The organism is Maritimibacter alexandrii (genome assembly GCF_005871115.1).
Classification (GTDB): domain Bacteria; phylum Pseudomonadota; class Alphaproteobacteria; order Rhodobacterales; family Rhodobacteraceae; genus Maritimibacter; species Maritimibacter alkaliphilus.
The window spans coordinates 587,855-600,780 of the sequence record NZ_SWKQ01000011.1; the positions used below are offsets into that span (position 1 = coordinate 587,855).

Sequence of the window (12,926 nt, forward strand, 5' to 3'; positions counted from 1 at the left end):
CTCCCGATTTTGGCGGTCCGAAACGAAGGACTAAGGGGTCAGGCACAGTGACGCGAACGCTATCGCGCCGTTACCGCTAACATCAACATCTGAATCCAAAGGTCAAGGGCGGGGCAGGCGACCTGCCTGAAAATTCACCGCCAGAAGGCGATCCAGTCGAGAAATTCGAACATTTCCTTGCCGAGGAACAGGGTCGCGTCACCGTCGTTCAGCGTGAAATCGGCGACGATGCAGCCGACGATCAGCAGGAACAGGATCAGGGCAAGGCGGTTCGTCATCGCTGTGGTTGTTGCCGAAAGGGCGTGGCGCGGCAAGAAAAAACCGACGTCGGTCAGCCGAGCGGCGACAGGTACAGCACCGCGAGGGCGACGAGCGCGACCGGGAGCACGGGGAACCAGATCCTGTTGCGCCACGGTGTCGGGGAAAAGCAGTACGAACAGGTCGACGTGCCATAGCGCAACGCGTGGTTGCACTTGCACCGGAACAATCGCAGCTTTTTCTTCGCCATCTCGGCCCCCGATCCCTCTGGGTTCCCGCCCCCCGGAATGCGCGGTCTATCGCAGCATTATCGACGAGACCATCGGATTTTCCAAGAGCAGGCGAGATGAGAGGTGGTCGAGCGTCCCACTTGAGGGCGGACAACGAAAAAGCCCCGGCGCAGGACCGGGGCTTCTTCGTCAGTTGGAGAGGCGTCAGATCAGAGCTGGCCCATCGTCGCGGCCACGTCGGCCATACGCGCCGAGAAGCCCCATTCGTTGTCGTACCATGCCAGCACGCGGACCGTGCGGCCCACGACGCGGGTCTGGTCGGGTGCGAAGATCGAGCTGAACTCGGTGTGGTTGAAATCGACCGACACTTTCGGCTCGGGATCGTAGGCCAGAACCTTTTTCATGTTGCCTTCGGCTGCGGCGCGCACGACTTCGTTCACGTCCTCGACGGTCACGTCCTTACCGGCCTCGAAGGTCAGGTCGATGCAGGAGACGTTGGGCGTCGGAACCCGCAGCGCGGTTCCGTCCAGCTTGCCGGCGAGTTCGGGGAGGACTTCGCCAAGCGCCTTGGCGGCACCCGTGGTGGTCGGGATCATCGCCATCGCCGCCGCGCGGGCGCGGTAGAGGTCGGAATGGCGGCGGTCCAGCGTCGGCTGGTCGCCGGTATAGCTGTGGATCGTGGTCATCACGCCGCGTTCGATACCGATCGCATCGTTCAGGACCTTGGCGAGCGGGGCGAGACCGTTGGTGGTGCACGACCCGTTCGAAATCATGTAGTCGCTCGATGCCAGCGTTTCGTCGTTCACGCCGAAGACGATGGTTTTCTGCACGTTCTTGGCGGGGGCGGAGATCAGGACCTTCTTCGCGCCGCGTTCGATGTGCTTCTTGGCCTTCTCGCCGTCGTTGAAGTTGCCGGTGCACTCCAGCACGACGTCGCAGCCGGACCAGTCGAGCTCGTCCATGTCGTAGGTCGACATCATTTCCATCGGGCCACGGCCGATGTCCATCGTCGTGCCGTTCATGCGGATCTCGTCCGGGTAGCGGCCATGGACGCTGTCGTATTTCAGAAGATGCGCGGCGGTCTCGAGCGGGCCGGTCGCGTTGACCTTCACCACCTGAATGTCGTTGCGGCCCGACTGGGCGATATGAGAGAGCGTGCAGCGCCCGATGCGCCCGAAGCCGTTGATGCCGACGGTGACGGTCATGTCTGATCCCCTTTGCACTCGATCCTGATCCTTCGCGCCCGAAGGGGCCCGTTGCCTGCGGTTGATATAGGCGAGGGGGGCGGTTCCGGCCACCTAAATTCGTGTTATCCGCCAGCGTGTTAGCGAAAACATATGTCTCAGATAGGGCGTTAGCGGAACCGTTAACGCAAACGCGGCATGCAATTGTATGCGGATCGCTCGGGAACCCGGAGGGGGATTCGCGACTTGCGGTTTCGGGTCCGGGCGCTACGTTTTCCGGGCAATGACAACGGGCGAGGCGGTATGAGCGGACTTCTGGCACTCTTGGACGACGTCGCGGGGATCGCGAAGATCGCGGCCTCGTCGGTGGACGATGTGGCATCGCAGGCCTTCAAGGCGGGGTCCAAGGCCGCGGGCGCGGTGATCGACGATGCCGCGGTGACGCCCAAGTATCTGACCGGCTTCGACGCGAGCCGCGAATTGCCCATCGTCGGGAAGATCGCGTTGGGGTCGATCCGCAACAAGCTCCTGATCCTTCTGCCCGTGGGGCTACTGCTCGCGAACTTCGCCCCGTGGGCGATCCCGCCGCTTCTGATGCTGGGCGGGGCCTATCTGTGTTTCGAGGGGGCCGAGAAGATCTGGCACGCGCTTTTTCCCGGCGAACACATTGTCCACGACCCGAAACAGCACGAAAACCCGGACCCGGCGCATCTGGAACAGCAAAAGGTGCAAGGCGCGATCAAGACCGACTTCATCCTGTCGGCCGAGATCATGACCATCGCACTCTCTGCTCTGCCCGAGTCGAACGTGTGGATGGAGGCCGCCGCGCTTGCCGTCGTCGCCATTGGGATCACCGTGGCGGTCTATGGCTCGGTCGCGCTGATCGTGAAGGCCGACGACCTTGGCCTGACCATGGCGTCGAACGGCCGTCTGGGGCTGACCCGTGCGCTGGGGCGCGGGCTGGTCAAGGGGATGCCCAAGTTCATGAAGGCACTGACCGTCGTCGGCACCGCCGCGATGCTCTGGGTCGGTGGCAACATCATCGTCCACGGGCTGCACGAGATGGGCTGGCATGTGCCGTACGACTTCGTTCATCACAATGCCGTCGCGGTGGGCGCGATGGTGTCGGAGGGCTGGCGCGGCGCGGTCGAATGGATCGCCACGGCAGCGCAGGACGGGGTGATCGGGTTCCTTCTCGGTCTGATCCTGATCCCGGTCGGCACGCGCATCGTCGGCCCGCTGATCGGGGCCGTGACGGGCAACAACGCCGAAGCGCACTAAGGCATCACGTCACTTGTAGTGCCGCTTCAGCTCTTCGGCGAAGAACTCGTCGAACGCGGTCGGTGTGATCCATCCGATGGGCGCATCGTCGAGGTCTTGGCCCAGAAACAGCTTCACCGCCGCCACCGCGTGCCAGTTCTGGCCGCCCGCCGCGTGGTAGGGGCGCATCGGAACGCGGGTGCCGTCCTTGAGGATCAGGTTGGGCCGCGCGGTGCCCGTGTCGGTCCCCTGCGCGCCGACGGTGCTGATCTGCGCCGTCTCGACGTCGCTGAGGGGCCAATGCCAGTTTTTCGTCCCGGTGCGGTCCGTGACCACCAGATCGACGCTGTCGGCCTCCCGGTCCAGCGTGAAGGTCGAGGTCATGCGCGTCCGCCGCCAGTAGATGTAGGCCGCGACGATAAGCGCGGCGACCACCGCGAGCGGCTCCCAAAACCCCTCCCACGCCATGACCAGCGCGCCGCCAGCAAGCACGACACTCGCCGCGATCAGCCCGACCTTTTTGTCGCGCTGATCGTCATAGAGGACGAGCTTGGTCTCGGTCTTGTCGGCAATGCGCATCGTGGTCCCCGCTGCGGTGTCTCTCGCCGAGCATAGCACAGGATGGGGCCTTGCGCGGGGGCAGGGCAAAAAGCCGTGAACAGAGGGAAAAACGCGCGCGGACGGGTGGACAGGCATGGACTGAAGCGAAAGGAAGGGGCATGACGTTCGCCCGCCATATCGCATTGATGCTCATGGTCGTGCTCGTCCTTCCGTGGGGGGCGGCGCTGCGGCTGGCCGAGGCGCGTGGGGCGGGCGAGGTCGCGACCGTTCAGGCGGTCGCGGTAAGTCACCAGCAAAGCACCATCGCCCGCGCGAGCGGGGTGACCCACAAATGCCGGACGGCGACCCTGCCGGGTGCGCCCTGTTTCCACGCCACGCTGCCTGACGAGACCGACATTTCCACGCCGGAAGGCCAGCGGGGCCTGATCCGTCCCGACACAGCGCGCATCGCCGCCCGGCCCACGGACGCCCCCGATACCGGCCCTCCACGCTTCGTCTGATTGCCGAGCCGACGTGCGCCTGCACGTCTTCTGACCCAATCTTACGGAGTTCCTTTCATGCTGACCCGACGCATGTTCCTTACGGGGAGCGCGGCGCTTGGCCTTGCCGCCTGCACGCGACCCGAAACCGTCCTCGAGGCACCCGAGCCCGTCATCCCGCCCTTGCCGGACTTCTACGGGCCGATCACCGACGAACCCTATCCGATCCCAGCCGTGGAGGAGGGCGTCGTTCACCCGTCGCTCTGGCGGCAGGAGGTCGCGAACCCGTGGCCCGACCGCCCGCGCGGGACCATCGTGGTCGACCCGAACGAGGCGCGGCTCTACTTCGTCGACGCGCCGGAGACCGCCACGCGCTATGGCGTCAGTGTCGGCGCGGCGGGGTTCGCGTGGGCGGGCACCGCGCGGCTTCAATTCTGGCGCGACTGGCCGCGTTGGAAGGTGCCCGACGCAATGATCGAGCGGCAACCGGAACTTGCCCAATATTCATGGCGCAAGGGCGGTATGGACCCGGGGCCGGGCAACCCGATGGGGGCGCGGGCGCTTTACCTGTTCGATGACGGGGTCGATACGCTCTACCGCATCCACGGCGACGCCTCGGCGCGCGAGTTGGGGCAGGCGGTGTCGTCCGGCTGCATCCGAATGCTCGATCAGGACGTGATTCACTTGCAGGAAAAGGCCGTTCACGGCGCGGATGTCGTGGTCCTGCCATCGCGTGAGCCTGCGGGCGTGCGCGTGCTGTGAACGAAAACGCCCCCGCAGCGGACTGCGGGGGCGTTGAATGTCTCGGAAACGGGGCCGGATCAGGCGATGAGCGCCTTGACCTTCTCGACCACGTTCTCGGCGGTGATGCCCATTTCCGTGTAGATCGTGGGGGCGGGGGCGGAAGCGCCGAAGCCCTCCATCCCCACGAAGGCCTGACGGTTTTCACGCCCGCGCTCGCCCAGAAGCCAGCGGTCCCAGCCGCAATCGCGCAGCGCGGCTTCGATGCCCACACGAACGGGACCGGCAGGCAGCACCTTGCGACGATAGCTTTCGTCCTGCGCTGCGAAGAGTTCCATGCAAGGCATTGAAACCACACGGGTTCCGATCCCGGCTTCTTGCAGCAGATCCCGCGCTTTCATCGCGATCTCGACTTCCGAACCCGTGGCCATCAGGATCGCCTGACGCTTGCCCTCGGCCTCGGCCAGCACATAGGCGCCCTTGGCGGTGAGGTTGGAGTTCTTGTGCTCGGTGCGCAGCGTCGGCAGGCCCTGACGCGAAAGCGCCATGCAGGACGGCGTGTTCTGCGAGGTCAGCGCCAGTTCCCAGGCCTCAGCGGTCTCGACCGTGTCGCAGGGCCGGAAGGTCCAGGTGTTCGGCGTCGCACGCCAGATCGCCAGGTGTTCGACCGGCTGGTGGGTCGGGCCGTCTTCGCCCAGACCGATCGAGTCGTGGGTCATGACGTAGGTCACCGGAATGCCCATCAGCGACGACAGGCGGATCGCACCGCGCGCGTAATCGGTGAAGGCCATGAAGGTGCCGCCATAGGGGCGGATGCCGCCGTGCAGGACCAGACCGTTCATCGCGGCGGCCATGCCGTGTTCACGGATGCCGTAATGCACGTAGCGGCCCTTGCGGTTCTTCTCGTCGAAGATGCCCAGATCGGCGGTGAGCGTGTTGTTCGAGCCCGTCAGGTCCGCCGAGCCGCCGATGTTTTCCGGCATGATCGGGTTCACGACCTCAAGCACCATCTCGGACGACTTGCGGGTCGCGACCTTCGGCGCCTCCTCGGAAATCTGCTTTTTCAGCGCCTTGATGCGGGCCGAAAGCTTCTTCGGCGCTTCCAGCGCGAAGACGCGGGCGATTTCCTTTTGGCGCTGCTCGGACAGTTCGGCCACCCGGCTTTCCCAGTCGCGCCGATCCGCCGCGCCGCGCTCGCCGATGGCTTTCCACTGGTCGGCCACGTCGTTCGGGATGACGAAGGCCGCGTGCGGCCAGCCGTAGGTGTCGCGCAGCTTCGCGATTTCTTCATCCCCCAGCGGCGAGCCATGCGCCTTGGCGCTGTCCTGCTTGGACGAGCCGAAACCGATGTGGGTCTTGCAGTCGATCAGCGTGGGCTTCTTCGACTTCTTCGCTTCGGTCAGCGCGCGGTCGATGTCTTCGGGATCATGGCCGTCGCAGGCGAGAACCTGCCAGCCCGACGCCTTGAAGCGGCCCTTCTGGTCGGTGATGTCCGACATCGAAATCTCGCCGTCGATCGAGATGTTGTTGTTGTCCCAAAGCACGATCAACTTCGACAGCTTCTGACGGCCCGCAAGCCCGATGGCTTCCTGGCTGATGCCTTCCATGAGGCAGCCGTCACCGGCGATGACGTAGGTGTAGTGATCCTGCACCTTGCGGCCGAAGCGCGCGCGCAGCATTTCTTCGGCCATGGCCATGCCCACGGCGGTCGAAAGACCCTGACCCAGCGGGCCGGTCGTCGTCTCGATGCCCTTGGCGTGGCCGTATTCCGGGTGGCCGGCGGTCTTGGCGCCCCACTGGCGGAAATTCTTGATCTCGTCGATCGTCATGTCGGCATAGCCGGTCAGGTGCAGAAGACCGTAGATCAGCATCGAGCCGTGGCCTGCCGAGAGGACGAACCGGTCACGGTCGGGCCAGTCGGGGCGCGAGGGATCGAATTTCAGGTGCTTTTCGAACAGCACGGTCGCCACGTCGGCCATGCCCATCGGCATGCCGGGGTGACCGGAGTTCGCCGCCTGGACGGCATCCACGGCAAGCATCCGCAGGGCGGCGGCTTTCATCCAGTGGTCAGGGTGTTTTTCGCGAAGGGCGGGAATGTCCACGTCGGCCATCCTTTGCTGGTCGTTAGCGCTGTCCGGCTCTCTTAGCAGCCCTCGGGGCAAGATCAAGCGCGCATCCCAAGTGGTTGACGCCAAAGGGGGCGCAATCGGCCAATCGTTGCGATAGGATCGAGGCGAGGCTGGGCCATACGCGATTCGCGGCACGGTTGCGTGACAGGACGCGGGCAGGCAAAGTCTCCAACAGGACAAACAAGGACAGGCGGAGCATGAGCGATATTTCCGAGCTTCAATCCCGCATCGCCAATGCGCTCGACCGGATCGGGTCGGGGCTCGACTATCTCGGGCAGGCGGCGCCGGAAAGCGAAGGGGACACGGCCGAGGTGTTGGCCCTGCGCGCGCAACTGGACGAGGAACGCACGGCGAATGCGCAACTCGAAGACCGCGTGCGGTCGATCCGGGAGAAACAGGATTCGACGGTCGAGACGCTGGCGGGCGAGGTGGAGCGCCTGACGCGCCTTCTCGCCACGCAGGAAGAGACGGTCGCGCGGCTGGCGCGGGTCAATGCCGAACTCAGGTCGAACAACGCGGCCCTGCGCGAGGCGATTTCGGCGGGCGTGGCGGAGCCGCATCTGGTGAACAAGTCGATGATGGCGGAACTCGACGCGCTGCGGGCCGCGCAGTCGGCGGATCGGGCCGAACTCGACTCGGTTCTGGGTGAGCTGGACGCGATGATCGACGCAGCCGAGACGGGAGGGGCCTGAGATGCCTGACGTGAACATCACCGTGGGCGGTCGCGAATTCGAAGTGGCCTGTGCCGAGGGCGAAGAGCACTTCCTGAAGTCCGCCGCCGCCATGCTGGACAACGAAGCGCAGGTCATGGTGAGCCAGATCCGCCACCTGACCGAAAGCCGGATGCTTCTGATGGCCGGGCTTCTGCTCGCCGACAAGACCGCCGGGTTCGAGGACAATCTGCGGCTGGCGGAAAAGAAGATCGCGGCGCTCGAGGCGGAACTCATCGAAGCGCGGGCCGCTGCGGGCGAGGGCCCGGCCTCGGTGCGCGACACGCTGGCCGAACTCGCAGCGCGGGCCGAGGCCATCGCGGCGCAGGTCGACGAAAAGATCGGCTGAACACGGTTACCTGATCGGATGAAGCAAGCTGTGCGCGGGCAGGCCCGCGCGCAGGTTTTGCGCGTCTCCGCCTTCGGCAGAGACGCGCGGTGGGCGCTCTTGCCCCCCGCGTTCCGCGTGCGGATGTGTCGTGGATTTTGCTGGGGAAGCGCTTGAGGAGCAAATCTGCCCCTCAAGGCGCGATGTCGAGTGTGGTGCGAGTCGCCGCCGCGTCAAGGACAAGCCGCGCCAGGGCGCGGTGCCTGCGGCATCCTTGACCCGTCATCGACTCACGGGTCTCGTCTTCGGTCAGCCGTTCGCTTCGCGGATCTTTTCGGCGGCTTCTTTCGAGTAGGTGATGCCTTCGTCGTCGAAAAGCTTGTCCAACTCGCCCGACAGCGTCATCTCGGTGATGATGTCGCAGCCGCCGACGAATTCGCCCTTTACGTAGAGCTGCGGGATCGTCGGCCAGTCCGAGTAATCCTTGATGCCCTGACGGATCTGGTCGTCGGCCAGCACGTTGACGTCGGTGAATTCGACGCCCATGAAGTTCAGCACCCCGGCCACGCGGGACGAGAACCCGCATTGCGGCATTTCCTTGGTGCCCTTCATGTAGAGCACCACGTCGTTCGAGGTGACGGTGGATTTGATGGTGTCTTCTGCGGTCATGATGTCTGTCCTTGTCGCGCGTCTCAGGCGGGAGCCTTGGTGGTGAGCGCAAGCGCGTGGAGGTCGCCGTTCGGCCCGTCCATCTTGCCCTTGAGCGAGGCATAGACGGCCCGCTGCTGCTGCACCCGGTTCATGCCCTTGAAGCTTTCGTCGATCACTTCCGCCGCCCAGTGATTGCCGTCGCCGGCAAGGTCGGTGATCGTGATCTTTGCGTTCGGAAAGGTCTCACGGATGAGCGCCTCGATTTCCGATCCTTCCATGGCCATGAAGTTCTGTCTCCCAGCGGTGTTTCTCCTCCATGATGTAGATTGCGTGCGCGGGCGCTGCAAGGGTGGAGGTCCGGCGGGGGCTGTGCGCTGGCGCTCAGACGAAGTCGCGAAGCCTTGGCAGGAAGGCCTTGAGCCGGGCTGGCGCCTCAGAGGCCGCGAAGGCCGAGAGCTGTTCCTCGGTCCAGCCCTCGTCCGGGGCGTAGAGGTCGAGCAAGGCCTCGCGCTCGGCCTCGTAGCTGTCGGGCAGGTCGAGCCTTTCCGCGACCAGCAAAAGCTCGATCCCGTCATGGATCTGGCGCATCGTGGCGAAGGCCGCGAGCATCGGTTGCGTGATGTCCGGCGTCTTGGCCCATGTGTCGCCCTTGAACACCTCCTGCGTGACGCGCTGACCGGCACCACGGCATTCATAGGCGACGCAGCCGGGAAAGCCCGCGTCTTCGAGGTGGTTGTAGAGCGAGCAGCCCAGTTTCCCGTTGAGGTTGGGGCAGGGCAGCCCCGCCGGTTTGTCGATCGCGAAATCTTCGCCTGCGTCGAAGGCGAGCGCGATGCAGCACAGCGCCGAACAATTGGCGCAGTCGGAGGTCATATCGGGGATCAGGGCCATGGGCGATATGTGACGCGGGCCGCGCGCCCGTGCAAGGGGTGTTGACCCTCACGCGGGGTGAGGCCCCATGAAAGCGCCATGACTGAGCGAATCGACGAGATGACGGTGGGCGAACTGGCTAGGGTCGCGGGTGTGACGGTGCGGCTTCTGCACCATTACGACGAGATCGGACTGTTGCGCCCGGCCCATGTGGCCGCCAACGGATACCGCTACTACCGGCGGGCCGAGGCCGAGCGGTTGCAGGAAATCCTCGCGCTGAAGGCGGGCGGCGTGCCGCTGGACGAGATCGGCGCGATGCTGGACGGTCAAGACCGGCTGGCGCGGCTGATCGCGCACCGGGCGCGATTGGAGGCCGAGGCGGCGCGGGTCACCGGCATGATCGAGACGCTCGATGCGACGATCGAAACCGAGAGGAAAGGACGCAGAATGGCGCTCGAAAACCTATACTGGCCGCCCGCGCCGGAAGAGCAGGCCGTGCTCGAGGCACGGCTGGTCGAAACCTACGGCGACTGGATGGCCGAGGCGATCGCGGCGTCGAAGGCGCATCTGGCCCACGCGCCGATGGGGATGGACGGCAAGATGGACGCCTTGCGCGCGATCGAGGGGGCGCTGGTCGCGGATTATGAGGGCGGGGTGCCCCCCGGCCGCGCCGATGTGGCCGCGCACCGCGACTGGATCGAAGGCATGTGGGGCAGGCCCTGTTCGCCCGAGGCCCATGCCGGGCTGGCCGAGATGTATCTGTCGCACCCGGACTTCATCGCCCGATACGAGGCGCTGTCGCCCGGGTTCAGCCAGTGGTTGCCTGCCGCGATCAAGGCCGCAGCAGCGCGGTGATCCCGGTCAGGGACGGCGCGCCCTCCAATGCCTCGGGGTCCGGGTCATAGGCGAGGATCTGGACTTCGGTCAGATCCTGTTCGAGGGTCCGGGCGTAGACCCAGATCAGCCCGGCATCCGGACCGTCCACCGTGAAATAGCTTGCCCGCCACGGGCTGTGGGTCTGAACCCGCTGGGCATCCGGGTCGGGCAGGCCCTGCACCTCGCGGCGCGGGTCGTGTCTGTGGACGTGGTTCAGGTCTTGGGCGAGGCGGGTGTAGGCCGCGTCGGGCAGGACCATCATGACGCGGACGAGGGGCCTGTCCTCGCGGATGAGCAACACGCGGGTCCGGGTCGGATCGCCGGCCAGCGTCACGCCGAGGAACGCTTCGGTCGCGGCGATGGCGGCCTCGGGCGCCGAAGTCTCTGGGTTTTCCGGCGTGAGCGCGACATATCCAGCGCCGCAGAGCACGAGCAACGAGGCCGTGGCCGCCACGGCGCGGGGTCCGAGACGCCGGATCAGGTGGCTTTCTCGGCGAAGCTGGAGCGGTAGAGTGCGGCGAGGTCCGAGAGCGGGGCTTCCGAGCCGCCGAATTTTACAGTGTCGCCCACGAATTTGCCGACGGATGAGATCGTGACGCCCGCTTTGCCCGCTTCGGTCATCAGTGCCTCGGCCTGATCGAAGTTGCAGGCGACGAGGTAGCGCGCCTGATCTTCACCGAAAAGTGCCGGGGTCTCGTCTGTATCGATCTGCACGCCCACGCCGGCCGCCTCCGCCATTTCGAAGGCCGCAAGCGCGAGGCCGCCGTCGGAGATGTCGGTGCAGGCGCGGATATAGGCGCGGTTGGCGCGGATGAAGTCGCCGTTCTTCTTCTCGGCGGTGAGGTCCACATGCGGCGCGTCGCCGTCTTCGCGGTTGAACACTTCGTAAAGCAGCGCGGACTGACCCAGATGCGTGCCGGTCTCGCCCACGAGCAGCAGCACGTGACCCTCGCGGGCTTCGCCGCCGATCAGGTCTTCTTCGAGGTTCTTCAGAAGGCCCACGGCGCCGATGGTCGGGGTGGGCAGGATGCCTGTCCCGTCGGTTTCGTTGTAAAGCGACACGTTGCCCGACACGATGGGCATGTCCAACGCCTTGACCGCTTCGCCGATGCCTTGGATGGCACCCACGAATTGCCCCATGATCTCGGGCTTTTCCGGGTTGCCGAAGTTCATGTTGTCGGTGGTGGCCAGCGGCGTGGCACCCACGGCGGTCAGGTTGCGAAAGGCTTCGGCCACCGCCTGCTTGCCGCCTTCGACCGGGTTCGCCTTCACGTAGCGCGGCGTGACGTCCGAGGTGAATGCGACCGCTTTCTCGGTGCCGTGGACACGCACGATGCCCGCGCCCAGACCGGGGCGGCGCACGGTGTCGGCCATGACCATGTGGTCGTATTGCTCATAGACCCATTGCTTTGCGCCGTAGTTGGGGGATGAGAGCAGGCCCTTCAGCCCGTCGATGGGGTCGATCTGCGGCACGTCTGCCAGCGGCGCGGCCTCGGGCGTCGGCACCCAAGGGCGGTCGTATTCCGGCGCGTTGCCGGAGAGGGCGCGCAGCGGCAGGTCGGCGCGGCATTCGCCCTGATGCATGATGAGGAAGCGGTCCTCGGGGATCGTCTCGCCCACGATGGCGAAGTCGAGATCCCATTTCTCGAACACCGCGCGCGCCTCGGCCTCTTTCTCCGGGTTCAGGACCATGAGCATCCGTTCTTGGGACTCGGACAGCATCATCTCATAGGCGGTCATGTTCTCTTCGCGCTGCGGCACGTCGTCGAGGTTGAGCTTGATGCCAAGCTCGCCCTTGTCGCCCATCTCGACGGCGGAGCAGGTGAGGCCCGCGGCCCCCATGTCTTGGATCGAGATCACCGCGCCGGTGGCCATCAGCTCCAGCGTGGCCTCCATCAGGCGCTTTTCGGTGAACGGGTCGCCCACCTGCACCGTGGGGCGCTTTTCTTCGATGGTGTCGTCGAATTCGGCGGACGCCATGGTGGCCCCGCCCACGCCGTCACGGCCCGTTTTGGCACCCAAATAGACGACGGGCATCCCGACGCCCGAGGCGGCCGAGTAGAAAATCTTGTCGGTGTCGGCAAGGCCAGCGGCAAAGGCGTTCACAAGGCAGTTGCCGTTATAGGCCGGGTGGAAGCGCACCTCGCCGCCAACAGTCGGCACGCCGAAACAGTTGCCGTAACCCCCGATCCCTTCGACCACGCCATGCACCAGACGCTTGGTCTTGGGATGCGTGACTTCGCCGAAGGACAGCGAGTTCATTGCGGCGATGGGCCGCGCGCCCATGGTGAAGACGTCACGCAGGATGCCGCCCACGCCGGTCGCCGCGCCCTGATACGGTTCGATGTAGGACGGGTGGTTGTGGCTTTCCATCTTGAAGACGATGCACTGACCGTCGCCGATGTCGACGATGCCTGCGTTCTCACCCGGTCCGCAGATGACCTGCGGGCCTTCGGTGGGCAGGGTGCGCAACCATTTCTTCGACGACTTGTAAGAGCAATGCTCGTTCCACATGGCCGAGAAGATGCCGAGTTCGGTGAAATTCGGATCGCGATTCAGAATGCGCAGAATGTTCGCGTATTCGTCCGGTTTGATCCCGTGCGCTGCAATGATCTCTTCGGTGATCTCAGGCTCGGTGGTCATGCGCGG

At 65.3% G+C, this 12,926-nt stretch carries 16 protein-coding genes; 6 read left to right on the plus strand and 10 right to left on the minus strand.

Annotated features, from left to right (window positions below; genetic code table 11):
• Positions 1 to 134: 134 nt before the first annotated feature.
• The 3 genes from FCT00_RS11020 to gap all read right to left on the minus strand — a co-directional run bounded on the left by FCT00_RS11020 (position 135) and on the right by gap (position 1,693).
• The gene (locus FCT00_RS11020) at positions 135 to 278 is read right to left on the minus strand and encodes a hypothetical protein (protein ID WP_008328382.1); all 144 of its coding nucleotides are present in this window, start codon (positions 276 to 278) and stop codon (positions 135 to 137) included.
• 53 nt (positions 279 to 331) lie between these two features.
• A complete protein-coding gene (locus FCT00_RS21455) occupies positions 332 to 508 on the minus strand; it encodes a hypothetical protein (RefSeq protein WP_154653302.1) in 177 nt (58 codons plus the stop codon).
• Positions 509 to 697: 189 nt separating this feature from the next.
• Positions 698 to 1,693 (minus strand): type I glyceraldehyde-3-phosphate dehydrogenase, encoded by a 996-nt coding sequence (gene gap, locus FCT00_RS11025; RefSeq protein WP_008328383.1) that lies wholly within the window; start codon positions 1,691 to 1,693, stop codon positions 698 to 700.
• A gap of 282 nt (positions 1,694 to 1,975) precedes the next feature.
• Between gap and FCT00_RS11030 the strand changes: the two genes are divergently transcribed.
• Complete coding sequence (locus FCT00_RS11030) at positions 1,976 to 2,953, plus strand: DUF808 domain-containing protein (protein WP_138423055.1); 978 nt, start codon at positions 1,976 to 1,978, stop codon at positions 2,951 to 2,953.
• 9 nt (positions 2,954 to 2,962) lie between these two features.
• Here the strand turns inward: FCT00_RS11030 and FCT00_RS11035 are convergent, their stop codons facing one another.
• Positions 2,963 to 3,511 (minus strand): hypothetical protein, encoded by a 549-nt coding sequence (locus tag FCT00_RS11035; RefSeq protein WP_138423056.1) that lies wholly within the window; start codon positions 3,509 to 3,511, stop codon positions 2,963 to 2,965.
• Positions 3,512 to 3,651: 140 nt separating this feature from the next.
• On the opposite strand from FCT00_RS11035, the gene FCT00_RS11040 reads away from it, so the two are divergent.
• Both FCT00_RS11040 and FCT00_RS11045 read left to right on the plus strand, forming a co-directional pair.
• Positions 3,652 to 3,993: a hypothetical protein gene (locus tag FCT00_RS11040; protein WP_138423057.1), complete on the plus strand. Its 342-nt coding sequence runs from the start codon at positions 3,652 to 3,654 to the stop codon at positions 3,991 to 3,993.
• A 57-nt stretch (positions 3,994 to 4,050) separates the two neighbouring features.
• Positions 4,051 to 4,734: a L,D-transpeptidase gene (locus FCT00_RS11045; RefSeq protein WP_171042964.1), complete on the plus strand. Its 684-nt coding sequence runs from the start codon at positions 4,051 to 4,053 to the stop codon at positions 4,732 to 4,734.
• A 59-nt stretch (positions 4,735 to 4,793) separates the two neighbouring features.
• Here the strand turns inward: FCT00_RS11045 and tkt are convergent, their stop codons facing one another.
• The gene (tkt, locus tag FCT00_RS11050; protein ID WP_138423058.1) at positions 4,794 to 6,815 is read right to left on the minus strand and encodes a transketolase; all 2,022 of its coding nucleotides are present in this window, start codon (positions 6,813 to 6,815) and stop codon (positions 4,794 to 4,796) included.
• A 224-nt stretch (positions 6,816 to 7,039) separates the two neighbouring features.
• On the opposite strand from tkt, the gene FCT00_RS11055 reads away from it, so the two are divergent.
• Both FCT00_RS11055 and FCT00_RS11060 read left to right on the plus strand, forming a co-directional pair.
• On the plus strand, positions 7,040 to 7,534 hold the full coding sequence (locus tag FCT00_RS11055) for a hypothetical protein (RefSeq protein WP_008328394.1): 495 nt from the start codon (positions 7,040 to 7,042) through the stop codon (positions 7,532 to 7,534).
• Position 7,535: 1 nt separating this feature from the next.
• Positions 7,536 to 7,901 (plus strand): cell division protein ZapA, encoded by a 366-nt coding sequence (locus tag FCT00_RS11060; RefSeq protein WP_008328396.1) that lies wholly within the window; start codon positions 7,536 to 7,538, stop codon positions 7,899 to 7,901.
• Between the two features lie 288 nt (positions 7,902 to 8,189).
• Here the strand turns inward: FCT00_RS11060 and grxD are convergent, their stop codons facing one another.
• From grxD to FCT00_RS11075, 3 genes are all read right to left on the minus strand, one after another.
• A complete protein-coding gene (grxD, locus tag FCT00_RS11065; protein WP_138423059.1) occupies positions 8,190 to 8,549 on the minus strand; it encodes a Grx4 family monothiol glutaredoxin in 360 nt (119 codons plus the stop codon).
• Positions 8,550 to 8,572: 23 nt separating this feature from the next.
• Entirely contained in the window at positions 8,573 to 8,815 is a 243-nt protein-coding gene (locus FCT00_RS11070) for a BolA/IbaG family iron-sulfur metabolism protein (protein WP_008328399.1), read from the minus strand.
• Positions 8,816 to 8,912: 97 nt separating this feature from the next.
• Positions 8,913 to 9,422, minus strand: coding sequence for a hypothetical protein (locus tag FCT00_RS11075; RefSeq protein WP_138423060.1), 510 nt, complete (start codon positions 9,420 to 9,422; stop codon positions 8,913 to 8,915).
• Positions 9,423 to 9,500: 78 nt separating this feature from the next.
• Between FCT00_RS11075 and FCT00_RS11080 the strand changes: the two genes are divergently transcribed.
• The gene (locus FCT00_RS11080) at positions 9,501 to 10,256 is read left to right on the plus strand and encodes a MerR family transcriptional regulator (protein ID WP_212748005.1); all 756 of its coding nucleotides are present in this window, start codon (positions 9,501 to 9,503) and stop codon (positions 10,254 to 10,256) included.
• On the opposite strand, the gene FCT00_RS11085 is transcribed toward FCT00_RS11080, so the two are convergent.
• Both FCT00_RS11085 and purL read right to left on the minus strand, forming a co-directional pair.
• On the minus strand, positions 10,234 to 10,731 hold the full coding sequence (locus tag FCT00_RS11085) for a hypothetical protein (protein WP_138423061.1): 498 nt from the start codon (positions 10,729 to 10,731) through the stop codon (positions 10,234 to 10,236). The two genes, FCT00_RS11080 and FCT00_RS11085, sit on opposite strands and share 23 nt — an antisense overlap.
• A gap of 23 nt (positions 10,732 to 10,754) precedes the next feature.
• Complete coding sequence (gene purL, locus FCT00_RS11090; RefSeq protein WP_138423062.1) at positions 10,755 to 12,920, minus strand: phosphoribosylformylglycinamidine synthase subunit PurL; 2,166 nt, start codon at positions 12,918 to 12,920, stop codon at positions 10,755 to 10,757.
• Between the last annotated feature and the right edge of the window lie 6 nt (positions 12,921 to 12,926).

Coding starts and splice junctions, on each gene's coding strand:
- FCT00_RS11020 (WP_008328382.1), bottom strand. CDS start 278: ATGACGAACCGCCTTGCCCTGATCCTGTTCCTGCTGATCGTCGGCTGC.
- FCT00_RS11040 (WP_138423057.1), top strand. CDS start 3,652: ATGACGTTCGCCCGCCATATCGCATTGATGCTCATGGTCGTGCTCGTC.
- FCT00_RS11045 (WP_171042964.1), top strand. CDS start 4,051: ATGCTGACCCGACGCATGTTCCTTACGGGGAGCGCGGCGCTTGGCCTT.
- FCT00_RS11030 (WP_138423055.1), top strand. CDS start 1,976: ATGAGCGGACTTCTGGCACTCTTGGACGACGTCGCGGGGATCGCGAAG.
- purL (WP_138423062.1), bottom strand. CDS start 12,920: ATGACCACCGAGCCTGAGATCACCGAAGAGATCATTGCAGCGCACGGG.
- FCT00_RS21455 (WP_154653302.1), bottom strand. CDS start 508: ATGGCGAAGAAAAAGCTGCGATTGTTCCGGTGCAAGTGCAACCACGCG.
- FCT00_RS11055 (WP_008328394.1), top strand. CDS start 7,040: ATGAGCGATATTTCCGAGCTTCAATCCCGCATCGCCAATGCGCTCGAC.
- gap (WP_008328383.1), bottom strand. CDS start 1,693: ATGACCGTCACCGTCGGCATCAACGGCTTCGGGCGCATCGGGCGCTGC.
- FCT00_RS11080 (WP_212748005.1), top strand. CDS start 9,501: ATGACTGAGCGAATCGACGAGATGACGGTGGGCGAACTGGCTAGGGTC.
- FCT00_RS11070 (WP_008328399.1), bottom strand. CDS start 8,815: ATGGCCATGGAAGGATCGGAAATCGAGGCGCTCATCCGTGAGACCTTT.
- FCT00_RS11060 (WP_008328396.1), top strand. CDS start 7,536: ATGCCTGACGTGAACATCACCGTGGGCGGTCGCGAATTCGAAGTGGCC.
- grxD (WP_138423059.1), bottom strand. CDS start 8,549: ATGACCGCAGAAGACACCATCAAATCCACCGTCACCTCGAACGACGTG.
- FCT00_RS11035 (WP_138423056.1), bottom strand. CDS start 3,511: ATGCGCATTGCCGACAAGACCGAGACCAAGCTCGTCCTCTATGACGAT.
- FCT00_RS11075 (WP_138423060.1), bottom strand. CDS start 9,422: ATGGCCCTGATCCCCGATATGACCTCCGACTGCGCCAATTGTTCGGCG.